Source organism: Roseomonas sp. SRI_022 (assembly GCF_057586215.1).
Genome location: NZ_JBYCZL010000008.1, coordinates 140,546 through 155,065 on the forward strand (window position 1 = coordinate 140,546; position 14,520 = coordinate 155,065).

Genomic DNA, 14,520 nt, shown 5'->3' on the forward strand with positions numbered 1-14,520 from the left:
AACCGCGCGCCATTTGCGCGCCATGCGGCCAATCGATCAAGCCGGGATCAGCGCGGGGCATTCACCCGGCGGCCGATCTCCTGCGCGACGCGCGCCTGGTCCGCAACGAAGGCGGCGAAGCGGTCGGGCGGCATCGCAACACCTTCGAGGCCCAGCGCGTCGAATTGCTGGCGCACATCGGCATCCGCCACGGCGGCGGCGACGGCGGCGTGGATACGCGCGACCATCGGCGCCGGCGCGCCAGCCGGCAGCCACAGGCCGAACCAGTTCACCACCTCGAAGCCAGCCAGGCCCTGCTCCTGCATGGTCGGCACCTCGGGCATGCCCTTCCAGCGCCGCGCGCCGGTGATGGCGATGGCCCGAAGCGCACCCGATTGCACATGCTGAAGCGCGATCTGCGTGCCGACGAAGAACATATCCACCCGGCCGGCGAGCAGGTCCGTCATGCCCTCCGCCACGCCGCGATAGGGCACCGAGAGGATGTCCGTCCCGGTCATCGTCTTCATCAATTCGGCCGGGATGTGGCTGGCCGTGCCGTTACCGGCGTTGACGTAGGTCAGCTTGCCCGGATCGCGCCGCGCCAGCGCCAGCAACTCCTGCAGGTTGGTCGCCGGAACGCCGGGGTGCACCACCAGCGCCTGGCCGAAATTCTGCGCCGCCAGCGTCACATGGGTGAAGTCGCGCACCGGGTCATAGGTGACGTTGTCGTTGAAGGGCGGGATATTGGTGTGCGAGGCGGTGGTGAACAGCCACGTGTATCCATCGGCCGGCTGCCGCGCGACGAAGGCGGTGCCGACCAGGCCGCCGCCGCCGGCGCGGTTCTCGGTGATGACGGGCTGGCCAAGTGCGGCCTGCATCTTCGGCCCGATCGCGCGCAGGATCAGGTCGGGCGGCCCGCCGGGCGGGGAGGGCACGACGACGCGGATCGGCCGCGAGGGCCAATCCGTCGGCATCTGCGCCAGCGCCGGGCCGGTGGTGGCCAGGCCCGCCAGGACAGCCGCCGCCTGTCGTCGTGTCAGTCCGCCCATCCCCATCCGCTCCCGTTCAGGCCAGCCGGACCGGCGCATCGCTGCGCGCGGATTCCAGGATCGCTTCCAGCACCGTGACATTGTGCACGGCATCCCCGCCGGGCAGCGCCAGCGGGCGCCGCGCCGCGGCGGCCTGGGCGAAATGTTCCAGCTCAGCGCATTCGGTGCTGGTCTTGGAGAAGGTGATCACCTCCGGCTGCTGCTTGACGCCGACATTGGCGCGGTCGATGCGGCAGACCTTGAGATCCCAGGTGTGCAGGTGCTCGACGTCGCCGACCTCGGCCCAGCCTTCCGATCCGAAGACCTGTAGCCGCCAGGTCTCGGCCGTGGCGATGACGGTGCCGAGATAGCCAGTCGCGCCACCCTTGAAGCGGAACAGCATCGACGTCGTGTCGTCCATGCCGAAATCCTGCACCAGGCGGAAGCTCTGCGCCGTCACCTGCGCGATCGGCCCTGCGAGGTGGAGCATCGCATCCACCACATGCACGCCGCGCCCGGTCATGCCGCCGGCAGGGCCTTCTTCCCGGTCATGACGCCAATGGCCTTTCGGGAAGCGATAGGCGCTGGGGCCGCAGAAATTGCCTTCCATGTGCAGCAGCCGGCCGAGCGTGCCGTCATCCAGCAGCTTGCGGATATGCTGCAATGCCGGCTGGAAGCGCCAGTTGTAGCCGACCGAGAGGGTGACGCCGGCCGCCGCGCAGGCTTCGGCCGCGCGTGCCGCCGCCGCCGCATTCACGCCGAGCGGCTTCTCCGTGAAGACATGCTTGCCGGCCGCCGCCGCCGCGACGATCTGATCGGTGTGCTGGGTATGCGGCGTGGCGAGCACCACCGCATCGATCCCGGGATCCGCCAGCGCGGCTTCGTAGCTGTCGAGCATCCGCAACCCGCGCGCGGCGGCGAAATCGGCCGCCTTGGCCGGCGTGCGCGTGGCTCCGGCGACGAAGCGGATATGCGGATTGTCAGCTGGCACGCTGCGGACCAGGTTCTGGCCCCACGTCCCAAGCCCGATGATGGCGGCGCGAATCATGCCGTGCTGGCCCCCTGCGATCGGCCGGTCGGCCGCGGCGCCTATCTTAGGCCGGCGCCGCGGCGTGGCGAGGGGGGGTGGGTCAGCCCTTGCCGGCCATCTTCGCGACGGTCATCGCCAGCGCCTTGTCCAGCACCTCGATCAGCGTGTCGCATTCGGTCCTGGTGATCACCAGCGGCGGCGACAGCACGATGGTGTTGGAATGCCGCGAGCCGCCGCCGGACCGGCCGACGATCACGCCATTCGCCTTGCAGAAATCGACGACGCCGCCGACCAGCGCGCCGTCGAGCTGCACCTTGCTCTCGCGGTCGGTCACAAGCTCGATGCCGATCAACAGGCCCTTGCCACGGACATCGCCCGTGATGCCGTGCCTGAACAGCCGGTCCTTCAGGCCCTCCATCAGATAGGCGCCCATCGTCGCGGCGCGCTCGGGCAGCTTCTCCTCCAGCATGATCTCGATGTTGCGCACGGCGACCGCCGCGGCTGCCGGGTGACCGCCATAGGTGTTCACCTGCATCACCTGGCGTGCTTCCGCGACTTCGCCGAGGAAGCTCTCGAACACCCTGTTCTTCACCACCGTCGCCGCGATCGGCAGGTAGGCGGAGACGATGCCCTTCGCAATCGCCATGATGTCCGGGCTGATGCCGTAATGCTGGTGGGCGAACATCTTGCCGGTGCGGCCGAAGCCGTTGATCACCTCATCGACATGCAGCAGCACGTCGTACTTCCGGCAGATCGCCTCGACCTTCGGCAGGTAGTCGTCGGGCGGAACGGCGATGCCGACGGCGGACATGATCGGCTCGACGATCACCTCGGCGACCGTCTGCGGCCCTTCGGCCAGGATCGTCGCCTCGAAGGCGGTCGCGCAGGCGGTCTTGCAGGACGGGTATTCGAGGCCGAGCGGGCAGCGGTAGCAGGTCGGCGCCGGCACATGGATGAACTCGCCGGCATAGGGCTCGAACTTCATCTTGCGCTCGCCCATGCCGCCGGCCGCCAGCGTGGCGAGCGTCGTGCCGTGGTAGGCATAGTGCCGCGCGATGGTCTTGAAACGGAACTGGCCGGGGAATTCGTGCTTGGCGTATTGCCGGGCGACCTTGAAGCCTGCCTCATTCGCCTCGGAGCCCGAATTGACGAAATAGGTGTGGTAGTCGCCACCCATCAGCGCGTTGATCTGTTCGCCCAGCCGCGCCGCGGGCAGGTTCATCGCCGTGTGCGGGTAATAGGCGATCTGCTCCATCTGCTCGGCGGCGATCTGCGCGAGTTCCGTGCGGCCATAGCCGATGTTCACGCACCACAGCCCGGCCATGGCGTCGAGGTAGGTCGTGCCATCCGCGTCGACGATGGTCGAACCCTGCGCCCCCGTGACGACGATCTGCGACTTCTCCAGCGCGCGATGCTGCACGATCGGGTGCATCACGTTCTGCAGATCCTGCGCGACCGCGCGGCGGCGTTCCTCGGGATCCGGCTGGTTGGTGAGCGACATGAAGCACCTCGCGATGGCTATTGCGTCGGCCGCTATCGTTACGCCGCTTCGCGTCGGTGGGAAGGGCGAACACGCATCGAAGGCGTTGATGCGAGATGTTCGCAATTTCGACGCCCGCCCCCATTCCACGCGTCCCGATGCTGATCTAGGCTTCGGCCAACGCGCCTCCCGGCATCGAACGACCGGGGCGGCATGTCGGGACTTGCCTTCGTCACGGCCCATCGCAAAGGAGTTCCGCCTCGATGAGCCTTTCCGCCACCCGCCGCACCCTTCTCGGCACCGGCCTTGCGCTCGGCCTCGTGTCCGCCGCGCGGGCGCAGTCCTTCCCCAGCCGTCCGATCCGGCTGGTCGTGCCGTTCCCGCCGGGCGGTGGCGTCGATGCGGTGGGGCGCATCCTCGCCGAACCGCTGTCGGCCCTGCTCGGCCAGCCGGTGGTGGTTGAGAACCGTGCCGGCGCCGGCGGTGCGATCGGTGTGGATGCGGTGGCGAAGTCGCCGCCCGATGGCTACGCGCTGACGCTGGTCAGCCCCGGCAACATGACCGCCGGGCCGGTGGTGCGGCCCACACCCTATGACCCGCTGGCGCTCGGCTTCGTCACCATGGTCACGCGCAGCCCGCTGCTGCTGGTTTGCCGTAACAGCCTTGCCGCCCAGAACCTTGTGGAATTCGTCGCGCAGGTGAAGCGTGAACCGGATGCGATCCGCTTCGCCTCCGGCGGCGTGGGGACCGGGACCCATCTTGCGGGCGAGTTGATGAACCTGCGGCTTGGCACGCGCATGGTGCATGTGCCCTATCGCGGCACCGGGCCGGCGCTGACCGACCTCATTGCCGGCAATGTCGATATCTTCTTCAGCGACACCTCCGCCTGGCCGATGGTCCAGCAGGGGCAGCTGCGGCTCCTCGCCGTCAGTTCCGCGGCATCATGGGCGGCGTCGCCGCAGACGCCATCGGTCGGCACCGCGGTGCCGGGCTTCGACATCTCCAACTGGTACGGCATCGTCGCCCCACCCGGCACGCCCGATCTGATCCGCGCACGCCTGGCCGCCGAGATCGCGCGCATCATCGCCCGGCCCGAGATCGTGGAGATGCTGACCCGCATCGGCTTCGACGCTGCGCCGATGCCGCCCGTCGAATTCGCCGCCTTCGTGCGCACGGAACTGGAGACCTGGAGGGCCGTCGTGCAGGCCGCCAACATTCGTGCCGTTGACTGACGCGGGGGCCTTCTTCCGTCCGCCCGCAATACTGCAAGGGATATGATGAGCAAGACCGCGCGCCTGGCCGTCGATATCGGCGGCACCTTCACCGACCTCGTCCTCGCCCTGCCGGACAGGTCCCTGTCAACCAAGGTCCTGACCACCCATGACGCGCCGGAGCGCGCTGTACTGGAAGGCACCGCGGCGATCCTGGCGCAGGCCGGCATCGCGGCCGCCGATCTCGCCCTGGTCATCCATGGCACCACGCTCGCGACCAATGCGCTGATCGAACGCAAGGGTGCGAAGACCGCGCTGGTGACGACCGAGGGTTTCCGCGATTCCCTCGAAATCGCCTACGAACACCGCTTCGAGCAATACGACCTCTACATGGAGCGGCCCGAGCCGCTGGTGCCGCGCCCCTTGCGCTTCGAGGTGCCGGAACGCGTCGCCGCCGACGGCACGGTGCTGCTGGCGATGGACGAAGCCGCGCTCGACCGCATTGGCGCCGCGGCGAGGGCGGAAGGCGTGGAGGCGCTGGCCGTCTGCTTCCTGCACGCCTACCAGAACGACGCGCATGAACGACGCGCGCAGGAGATCCTGGCGCGCTACCTGCCAGCCGAAGTCATCGCCATCTCCTCCGAGGTCTGCCCCGAGATCCGCGAATACGAACGGACCTCCACCACTGTCGCCAACGCCTATGTGCTGCCGCTGATGGAGAGCTACCTGCGACGGCTGGAGGATGGGCTGAAGGCGTTGGGCAGCACCTGCCCGCTGCTGCTGATCATGTCCTCGGGCGGCATCACGACGGTCGAGACCGCGCGCCGCTTCCCGATCCGCCTGGTGGAATCCGGCCCGGCCGGGGGCGCGATCCTCGCGCAGATCCTCGCTGCCGAGAACGGCATCCCGCGCGCGCTCGCCTTCGACATGGGTGGCACCACGGCGAAGATCACGCTGATCGACGACATGAAGCCGCAGCAGGCGCGGCACTTCGAGATTGCCCGCGCCGCGCGCTTCGTGAAGGGCAGCGGCATTCCCGTGCGCATCCCGGTGATTGACATGGTTGAGATCGGCGCCGGCGGCGGCTCGATCGCGCGCGTCGATGGCCTCGGCCGCATCACGGTGGGGCCGGACAGCGCGGGGTCGATGCCCGGGCCGGCCTGCTACGGGCGTGGCGGCACAATGCCGACCGTGACCGACGCCGACCTGGTGCTGTCCTGGATCGACCCCGCCCTGTTCGCGGGCGGGCATATCACGCTCGATCCGGCGGCCTCGGGCATCGCCTGCACGAATGCGGTGGCGACGCCGCTGTCCATGACCGTGGAGACGGCCGCCCTCGGCATCACCGAGATCGTCACGGAGACCATGGCGAGCGCCGCCCGTGTCCATGCCGTCGAGAACGGCAAGGAGACCGCCGGCCGCACCATGATCGCCTTCGGTGGCGCCGCACCGCTGCATGCCGCGCGCATGGCGGCGAAACTCGGCATGGATCGCGTGCTGGTGCCGGTCGGCGCCGGCGTTGGGTCCGCGCATGGCTTCCTCGGCGCACCCATCGGGTATGAGGTGGTGCGCACGCGCCTCGTCAGCCTCAACGCCTTCGATGCGGCGCTGGTGAACGGGCTGTACGAATCGATGCGCGCGGAGGCTGAGGCCGTGGTGCGGCTCGGCGCGCCGGGCGCGGTGCTGCAGGAAGTGCGTACCGGCTTCATGCGCTATCGCGGCCAGGGGCATGAGGTGGCGGTGACGCTGCCCGACGGTCCCTATGGCGCCGCCAGCCTGGACGCCTTCAAGGCGGCGTTCGAAGCCACCTACAATGCGCTCTACGGCCGCATCATCCCGAAGCTGGAGATCGAGGTGCTGACCTGGACGCTGTCGCTGGCGGAAGCGAAGCCGCTGCCCGCGCGCATCCCGGATGCGCCTCCAGCCGCCGCGCCACCGCCAGCCGGCCGGCGCCGTATCATCGATCCGGGCACGGGCGGCCCGGTCGAAGCCGCCATTTACGACCGCGCCGCACTGAAGCCCGGCGCGCGCATCACCGGCCCCGCCGTGATCGTGGAGGCCGAGACCTCCACCTTGGTCCCCGAGGGCTTCCGCGCCGGCCCCAACGCGGCCGGCCACATCCTGATCGAGAGGATTGCCCGATGAGCAACGCGATCGGCGAGATCGAGATCCAGATCCTGTGGAACCGCTTGCTCTCGGTGGTAGAGGAACAGGCGCAGACGCTGGTGCGCACCGCCTTCTCCACCGCGGCGCGCGAGGCCGGCGACATCTCCGCCGGCGTCTTCGACATGAAGGGGCGGATGCTGGCGCAGGCCGTCACCGGCACGCCGGGGCACATCAATTCGATGGCCCGGTCGGTGGTGCACTTCCTCGATGCGTTCCCGGCGCCGACGCTGAAGGATGGCGACATCCTGATCACCAATGACCCGTGGAAGGGCACGGGCCATCTGTTCGACCTGACGGTGGTCACGCCGATCTTCCTCGACGGCGTCGCGGTCGCGCTGTTCGCCTGCACGACGCATGTGGTCGATATCGGCGGCCTTGGCGTCAGCGCGGAAGGCCGGCAGATCTACCATGAAGGGCTCTACATCCCGCTGATGTACCTCGCGCGGGAAGGGCAGATGAATGAGGACCTGCTCGGCATGGTGCGCGCCAATGTGCGCGAGCCGGTTCAGGTGGTGGGCGACATCTACGCGCTGATCGCCTGCAATGACATCGGCGGCAAGCGGCTGGTCGAGATGATGCGGGAGTTCGACCTCGCCGATCTCGACCATCTTGGCGAGGAGATCATCTCACGCTCCCGCCGCGCCATGGCCGATGTCATCGCGAAGCTGCCGCAGGGGTCCTGGACGGCGTCAATGACGATCGACGGCTTCGAGGCACCGGTGACGCTGGCCGCGACGCTGACCATCGCCGGCGACCACGTGAAGGTGGACTACACCGGCACCACCGGCCTGTCGCGCTACGCCATCAACTGCCCGATCTGCTACACGGAGGCCTACACCTCCTTCGGCGTGAAGGCGGCGCTCGCGCCCTGGATCCCGAACAACACCGGCACGCTGGATGCGGTGATCGTCACCGCGCCGGAGAACACCATCGTCAACGCGCCGCACCCGGCGGCCGTCTATGCGCGGTCGGTCATCGGGCACATGCTGCCCGACGTGGTCTATGGCTGCCTGGACCAGGCGATGCCGGACACGGTGCCGGCCGAAGGCACGTCGAGCCTGTGGAACCTGTCCCTGCTCGCCGGGCATGGGCTGACCGGGACGGAAGGTTCCGCCGTGCGCGCCTTCAACGTCACCACCTTCCATTCGGGCGGCGCCGGGGCGCGGCCGAAGCAGGACGGGTTGTCCGCCACACCGTTCCCTTCCGGCGTGCGCAACGTGCCGGTCGAGATCACCGAGGCGATCACGCCGCTGGTGGTGTGGAGGAAGGAACTTCGGAAGGGTTCCGGCGGGCCGGGGCGGCAGCGTGGTGGCCTCGGCCAGCGGATGGAGATCGCCAGCCGTGACCCCGCGGCCTTCGGCATCCAGGCACGCTTCGAACGTGGTGAATACCCCGCGCGTGGACGCAGCGGCGGGGCGCCGGGTGGCCTCGGGCGGCTGTCGCTCGGTTCAGGCGCGGCGATGAAGGTGAAGGGCTTCCAGGTCATCCCCGCAGGCGACCGGCTGATCGTCGAGATGCCCGGTGGCGGCGGCTATGGCGACCCCTTCGCGCGCGATCCGGCACTGGTGGCGCGCGACCTGCGCTACGGGCTGATCGAAGTGGCGCAGGCCGAAGCCGAATACGGCGTGGTGCTGGACGCTTCCGGCGAGCCGAACCTGGCGGCGACGGCGAAGCGCCGCGCGGCGCGCTGATGGCCAGCGGGCGGCGCGTTCAGCCGCCCGCCGCCTCCGCCAGCAGCCAGTCGCGGAACAGCCGCAGCGCCGGCAGGTCCGCTGAGGCCTCGGGATAGGCGAGCACATAGCCTTCCCCGGCATCGAGCGCGCGGTCGAAGGGAATGACCAAGCGGCCGCCCGCCAGTTCCTCCGCCACCATGAAGCGCGGCATCAGTGCCACGCCGAGACCCTGGGCCGCTGCCTCGGCGACCATCGCATGGTGGTGGAAGCGTGGGCCGCGGAAGCCGTCCACGCCATCCGCGCCCATCATGGCGAGCCATTCCGACCAGGCGCGCGGGCGCGTCGAATGTTGCAGCAGCGTGTGTTGCGCCAGCGCCGCCACTTCGGCCATGCGCCCGCCCTCCATCAGCGCCGGCGCGCAGACCGGCACGCGGCTATCCGCCACCAGCAGATGCGTCGCGACGCCGGGGCGAGCGGCTTCCTCCAGCATCAGCGCCGCATCCACATCCTCGGCGGCGAAGTCGAGCGGCGTCGGCCGCGTCGTGTAGTTGCGGAAATTCACCACGATGCGGCGATGCGCGGCGAGGAAGCGCGGCAGGCGCGGCATCAGCCAGCGCGTGCCGAAGGTCGGCTGCACCGCCAGCGTCAGCGTCCCGCCCGCGCCCTGATGCGCCATCACCTCCAGCGTCGCGCTTTCGATCCGCGCGAGCGCAGCGCGCAGTTGCGGCGCGTAGGACGCGGCGGCGGCGGTTAGCACCAGGCGCTGCCGGACGCGCAGGAACAGCCGCACGCCGAGCAGCGCCTCCAGCCCCGCGAGTTGCCGGCTGACCGCGCTCTGCGTCAGGTGCAGTTCCTCGGCGGCGCGGGAGACTGACAGGTGCCGGGCACAGGCCTCGAAGGCCTGCAGGGCGGCGGTGGGTGGGGTGTGGCGGCGCATGCTGAAGCCCCGACTTCATTCCGATCCCTCATGAAGGCATGAGGGAGTATCGGTTGCCAGCCCCGGTCATCCGCCGAACACTCAACGTTGCGGAGGGCGGGACTGAACCTGCCCATGCGGCAGGCGCATGAATGGCGCTGCCTTGATCATCGCCGGGGCCAACCCGGCGGCACGGGAACGCTGGGCCGGACGGCGAAGCATGGAGGCATCATGACCGACACAATCCGTCCCCTGCCGCGCCGCAGCCTGCTTGGCGCTGCCGTCGCCGCGCTGCCCTTTGCCCCGGCCCGCGCCGCCTGGACGCCGTCCCAGCCGATCCGCCTGTTCATCGGCTATCCGCCCGGTGGCGCGGTGGACATCCTGTTCCGCGTGGTGGCCGAGGGCATGCAGCGCGTGCGCAGCGTCGCCTCGGTGCCCGAGGTGCGCTCCGGCGCCTATGGCTTTATCGCCGCGCAGGCCGCGTCGCGCGCCGCGCCGGATGGATACACGCTCGCCAGCGGCATCATGGGCATGCTCAGCGTCGCGCCCGCCATTCCGGGCATTCCAGTGCCCTTCGACCTCGACCGCGAATTGACGCCGGTGGTCAACCTGGCCGGCACGCCGATGGCGCTGGTGGTGCGACCGGACGCGCCGTTCAGCGACATCGACGGGCTGATCGCCTATGCGCGGCAGAAGGACGGCACGGCGACCTTCGCTTCCTCCGGCAACGGTTCGATCAACCAGCTCGGCGCGTTGCTTTTCGCCAATGCGGCCGGCGTCAGGCTGAACCACATCTCCTATCGCGGCGGCGCGCCGGCGCTGCTCGACGTCTCGGCTGGCCGGGTGGACATGATGGTGGCCAATGTCGCGGAGGTGTCGGGCAGCATCCGCGGCGGGCAGTTGAAGGCGCTCGGCGTCACGGCCGCCGAGCCGACGCCGCTGATGCCGGAACTTGCCCCGCTCGCGGGCCGCTTTCCGACGCTCGAGATCAACAACTGGTTCGGCATCGTCGGTCCCGCCGGCCTGCCCACGGAGATCCGCGACGGGCTGGTGGACATCTTCCAGGCCACGCTGCGCGACCCGCAGACCGCGCGCACACTGATGGAACGCGGGCTCATCCCACTCGGAGAGGGCGGCGACGCCTTCGCGCAGCGCATCCAGCTCGACCGCGCCCGCTGGCGCCAGGTGGTCGAGACCAACAACATCCGCGGCGACTGATCCCGCCGCTCCTTCCCGTATCATCATCGCGCCCAAGGAACACCATGGCTGCGTCGCTTTCGCTCGGCATCGACATCGGCGGCACCTTCACCGACCTCGTCATCCTCGACCCGCGGGATGGCAGGGCGGTGATCTGGAAGGAGAGCACGACACCCGACGATCCCTCCCGCGGGGCGATCACCGGGTTGCAGCGGCTGCTGGACAAGGGCGGCATCGCGCCGTCCTCGATCGGCCGCGTCGTGCACGCCACGACGCTGTTCACCAATGCGCTGATCGAGCGCAAGGGCGCGGCCACAGGGTTGCTGACCACGGACGGCTTCACCGATGTGCTGGAGATCGCGCGGGAACGGAAATACGAACTCTACGACCTGTTCCTGGACATGCCGGCGCCGCTGGTGCCGCGCCCCTGGCGGCGCGCCGCGCTGGAACGGCTCGGCCCGGATGGCAGCGTGGAGCGGCCGCTGGATGTGGACGCCGCGCTGCGGGAGGTGGAATCGCTGGTCGCCGCCGGCGTGACCAGCCTCGCCATCTGCTTCCTGCATGCCTATGCCAATCCGGCGCATGAACGCATGGCGGCGGAAGCGATCGCCAAGCGCTTCCCGGCGCTGTCGCTGTCGCTCTCCTCGGAACTCTCGCCAGAGATCCGCGAATATCCGCGCATGGTGACCACGGCGGCGAATGCCTATGTGCGGCCGATCGCGGAGACCTATCTCGACACGCTGGAAGCCGCGCTGAAGGGCGCGGGCATTCCGGGCGGGCTGTTCCTGATGCTGTCCAATGGCGGGCTTACACATGTGGCGGAAGCCAAGCGTGCGCCGGTGCAACTGCTCGAAAGCGGCCCGGCGGCGGGTGCGCTGGCGGGTGCGTGGTTCGGGCGGCATGCGGGACTCGACCGCGTGCTCGCCTTCGACATGGGCGGCACCACGGCGAAGCTCGCGCTGGTCGATGATGGCGATCCGCTCGTCGCCTGGGGGTTCGAGGCAGCGCGGACGAAGCGCTTCCTGCGCGGGTCGGGCTTGCCGATCCAGATAGCGACCGTGGAACTGATCGAGATCGGTGCGGGGGGTGGTTCCATCGCCCGGCGCAGCGAACTCGGCACGCTGCATGTCGGACCCGAGAGCGCCGGCGCGCAGCCCGGCCCGGTCTGCTATGGTCGTGGCGGGTCAGAGCCGACCGTCACCGACAGCGACCTCGCGCTCGGCTACCTCAACGCCGATTTCTTCCTCGGTGGCACGATGACGATCGATGTCGGCAAGGCCGGCGATGCGCTGGATGGGCTCGCGGGCACGCTTGGCCTCGATGCCACGCGCGGCGCCTTCGGCATCCATGATGTGGTGAACGAGAACATGGCGGGTGCGGCCCGCGTCGCCATCGCCGAGCGCGGCCGCGTGCCGCAGGACTACGCGCTGCTGGCGACCGGCGGTGCCGCGCCGGTCCATGCCTGGCATGTCGGGCGCAAGCTCGGCGTCAATCGCGTGGTCTGCCCGCCAGGCGCGGGCGCGGGCAGCACCATCGGCATGCTGATGGCCCCCGCGCGCATCGATCGCGTTGCCTCCTTCAACAGGCGCCTCGCCGAGGTCGATTGGGCGGAAGCCGCCCGCATCTTCACGGGGCTGGAAGCCGATGCGCTGGCGGTGGTCGGCGCCACGGGGGCGGACCTGACGCGCCGCGAGACTAAGCGGCTCGCTGACATGCGCTATGTCGGCCAGGGATCGGAGATCACCGTTGTATTGCCGGAGACGCTGACAGCGGATGGTGTGCTCGCGGCGTTCGAGGCCGCCTACCGCACCCTGTTCGGCCGCACGCCACCGGGTGCGAATGTGCAGTTCGTCGCACTTCGCCTCGCGCTGTCGGCGCCGATGCCCGGCTCGGGCGGGACGCTGCGGCTGGATGGCCTCGGCGGCGGCGATGCGGCGCTGAAGGGGCATCGGGACGTGCATTTCCCAGATGCCGGCGGCGCGGTCTCCACGCCCGTCTATGACCGCTATGCCCTGCCGACCGGCACGGCGCTCGAAGGCCCCGCGGTCTTCGAGGAGAACGAGAGCACCTTCATCGTCGGCCCCGGGGCACGCATCGCCGTGCTGCCAGACGGTTCCATCCTCGCAGAGCGCACGCCATGAACGACAGCACCACCACCCGCACCTTCGACGCGGTCGAGCTCGAACTGCTCTGGCGCCGCCTGATCTCCCTGGTGGATGAGGCGGCGGCGGCGCTGGTGCGTACCTCCTTCTCCACGCTGGTGCGCGAATCCTACGACTTCTCCTGCGTCGTCACCGACGCGGCGGGACAGTCGCTGGTGCAGGCGACGGAGAGCATCCCCTCCTTCATCGGCACGCTGCCGGAGACGGTGAAGCACTTCCTGCGCTTCTTCCCGCCCGAGACGCTCGCCCCGGGCGACGTGCTGATCACCAACGACCTGTGGCTCGGCACCGGGCATCTGCCCGACATCACCGTGGCAAAACCGATCTTCCGCGACGGCCGCCTGGTCGCCTTCAGCGCATCCACTGCGCATGCGCCCGATATCGGCGGCAAGATCCGCAGCCCCGAACCGCGCGAGGTCTTCGAGGAAGGCCTGCAGATCCCGCCGCTGAAGCTGATGCGCGCGGGCGTAACCGATGACACGCTGGTCGCCATCCTGCGGCAGAATGTCCGCACGCCCGACCAGACGCTGGGCGACCTCTGGGCGCAGGTGGTGGCACTCGACCTGATGGAAGAACGCCTGCATGTCCTGATGGAGCAGGCGCAGCTCGCCGACCTGACGGACCTCGCCGCCGAGATCCACCGTCGCTGCGAAGCCGCGATGCGCGGTGCCATCGCGGCACTGCCCGATGGGACCTATCGCAGCGAACTGAAGACCGACGGGCTGCTCGACACGCCGATCACGATCAAGCTGGCGCTGACGGTGAAGGGCGACACCGTCACCGCGGATTTCACCGGCACCGATGCGCAGGTGGATCGCGCGATCAACTGCGCGCTCTGCTACACCTACGCCATGGTGATGTACGGGGTGAAGGTCTGCACCAGCCCGACATTGCCGAATAACGAAGGCGCCTGGCGGCCCATCAGCATCGTCGCGCCGCCGGGCTGCATCGTGAACCCGCAATTCCCCGCGCCCGGCGGGTCGCGCATGCTGATCGGGCACTACCTGCCGATGCTGGTGTTCGGCTGCCTCGGCCAGGTGGTGCCGGAACGCGTCATGGCGGCCTGCGGGTCGCCCATGTGGGGCATGAATCAGTCCGGCGTGAACGAGAACGGCAAGCCTTACGCCAACATGTTCTTCTTCAACGGCGGCATGGGCGGGAACATGCAGGGCGATGGCATCTCCTGCTTGTCCTGGCCGTCCAACGTCTCCTCGACGGCCGTCGAGATCAGCGAGCACATCGCGCCGATCCGCATCCACCACAAGCGCCTGCGGCCCGACAGCGGCGGGCAGGGGCGCCATCGCGGCGGGCTGGGGCAGGAGATCCTGCTCGAAAGCCGGTCCCCGACGCCGATCGCCGTGTCCTTCCTCGCCGAGCGCACCATCTTCCCCGCCTTCGGCATCGAGGGTGGGCAGGACGGCGCACCGGGCGTGCTGAAGATCAACGGCGAGAAGGTCGACCCCAAGCGGCAATACGTGCTGAAGGCGGGCGACACCGTGTCGCTGGCGACGCCGGGCGGTGGCGGCCACGGCGATCCGGCGCAACGTGCGCCGGCGGCCCTGGCCGCCGATCTCGCCCACGGGCTGATGACGCGGGCGGGGGGCTAGAGCAGATCCCGCTCAGGTGAAATCACCTGAGCGGGTGAAGATGCTCGCCAAGCAAGGACCGGGAGACGCTG

The 14,520-nt window shown here is 69.4% G+C and carries 10 protein-coding genes; 6 read left to right on the forward strand and 4 right to left on the reverse strand.

The features are described 5' to 3' along the window. Positions 1-47: 47 nt before the first annotated feature. From AC2YHJ_RS10285 to AC2YHJ_RS10295, 3 genes are all read right to left on the reverse strand, one after another. Entirely contained in the window at positions 48-1,028 is a 981-nt protein-coding gene (locus AC2YHJ_RS10285) for a Bug family tripartite tricarboxylate transporter substrate binding protein (RefSeq protein WP_487395803.1), read from the reverse strand. 16 nt (positions 1,029-1,044) lie between these two features. Continuing rightward, positions 1,045-2,055: a Gfo/Idh/MocA family protein gene (locus AC2YHJ_RS10290; protein WP_487395805.1), complete on the reverse strand. Its 1,011-nt coding sequence runs from the start codon at positions 2,053-2,055 to the stop codon at positions 1,045-1,047. Positions 2,056-2,137: 82 nt separating this feature from the next. Further along, the gene (locus AC2YHJ_RS10295; RefSeq protein ID WP_487395806.1) at positions 2,138-3,538 is read right to left on the reverse strand and encodes an aminotransferase; all 1,401 of its coding nucleotides are present in this window, start codon (positions 3,536-3,538) and stop codon (positions 2,138-2,140) included. A 242-nt stretch (positions 3,539-3,780) separates the two neighbouring features. Here AC2YHJ_RS10295 and AC2YHJ_RS10300 point away from each other — a divergent pair, with 242 nt between their 5' ends. From AC2YHJ_RS10300 to AC2YHJ_RS10310, 3 genes are read left to right on the forward strand one after another with little or no spacing between them, the layout of a single operon-like run. Further along, positions 3,781-4,749 carry a Bug family tripartite tricarboxylate transporter substrate binding protein gene (locus AC2YHJ_RS10300; RefSeq protein WP_487395808.1) on the forward strand — a complete coding sequence of 323 codons (969 nt, stop codon included), beginning with the start codon at positions 3,781-3,783 and terminating at the stop codon, positions 4,747-4,749. A gap of 45 nt (positions 4,750-4,794) precedes the next feature. Beyond that, a complete protein-coding gene (locus AC2YHJ_RS10305) occupies positions 4,795-6,873 on the forward strand; it encodes a hydantoinase/oxoprolinase family protein (protein ID WP_487395809.1) in 2,079 nt (692 codons plus the stop codon). Continuing rightward, the gene (locus tag AC2YHJ_RS10310) at positions 6,870-8,585 is read left to right on the forward strand and encodes a hydantoinase B/oxoprolinase family protein (protein WP_487395811.1); all 1,716 of its coding nucleotides are present in this window, start codon (positions 6,870-6,872) and stop codon (positions 8,583-8,585) included. Before AC2YHJ_RS10305 ends, AC2YHJ_RS10310 begins: the two co-directional genes overlap by 4 nt. Positions 8,586-8,604: 19 nt before the next feature. Here the strand turns inward: AC2YHJ_RS10310 and AC2YHJ_RS10315 are convergent, their stop codons facing one another. Further along, the gene (locus tag AC2YHJ_RS10315) at positions 8,605-9,504 is read right to left on the reverse strand and encodes a LysR substrate-binding domain-containing protein (protein ID WP_487395812.1); all 900 of its coding nucleotides are present in this window, start codon (positions 9,502-9,504) and stop codon (positions 8,605-8,607) included. A gap of 210 nt (positions 9,505-9,714) precedes the next feature. Here AC2YHJ_RS10315 and AC2YHJ_RS10320 point away from each other — a divergent pair, with 210 nt between their 5' ends. Genes AC2YHJ_RS10320 through AC2YHJ_RS10330 form a run of 3 tightly spaced genes read left to right on the forward strand, consistent with a single transcriptional unit; the run spans position 9,715 to position 14,449 of the window. Then, positions 9,715-10,701: a Bug family tripartite tricarboxylate transporter substrate binding protein gene (locus AC2YHJ_RS10320; RefSeq protein WP_487395814.1), complete on the forward strand. Its 987-nt coding sequence runs from the start codon at positions 9,715-9,717 to the stop codon at positions 10,699-10,701. Between the two features lie 44 nt (positions 10,702-10,745). Continuing rightward, the gene (locus tag AC2YHJ_RS10325; protein WP_487395816.1) at positions 10,746-12,821 is read left to right on the forward strand and encodes a hydantoinase/oxoprolinase family protein; all 2,076 of its coding nucleotides are present in this window, start codon (positions 10,746-10,748) and stop codon (positions 12,819-12,821) included. Then, complete coding sequence (locus tag AC2YHJ_RS10330) at positions 12,818-14,449, forward strand: hydantoinase B/oxoprolinase family protein (RefSeq protein WP_487395818.1); 1,632 nt, start codon at positions 12,818-12,820, stop codon at positions 14,447-14,449. The genes AC2YHJ_RS10325 and AC2YHJ_RS10330 overlap by 4 nt, the downstream gene beginning before the upstream one ends. The last annotated feature ends 71 nt before the right edge of the window (positions 14,450-14,520 follow it).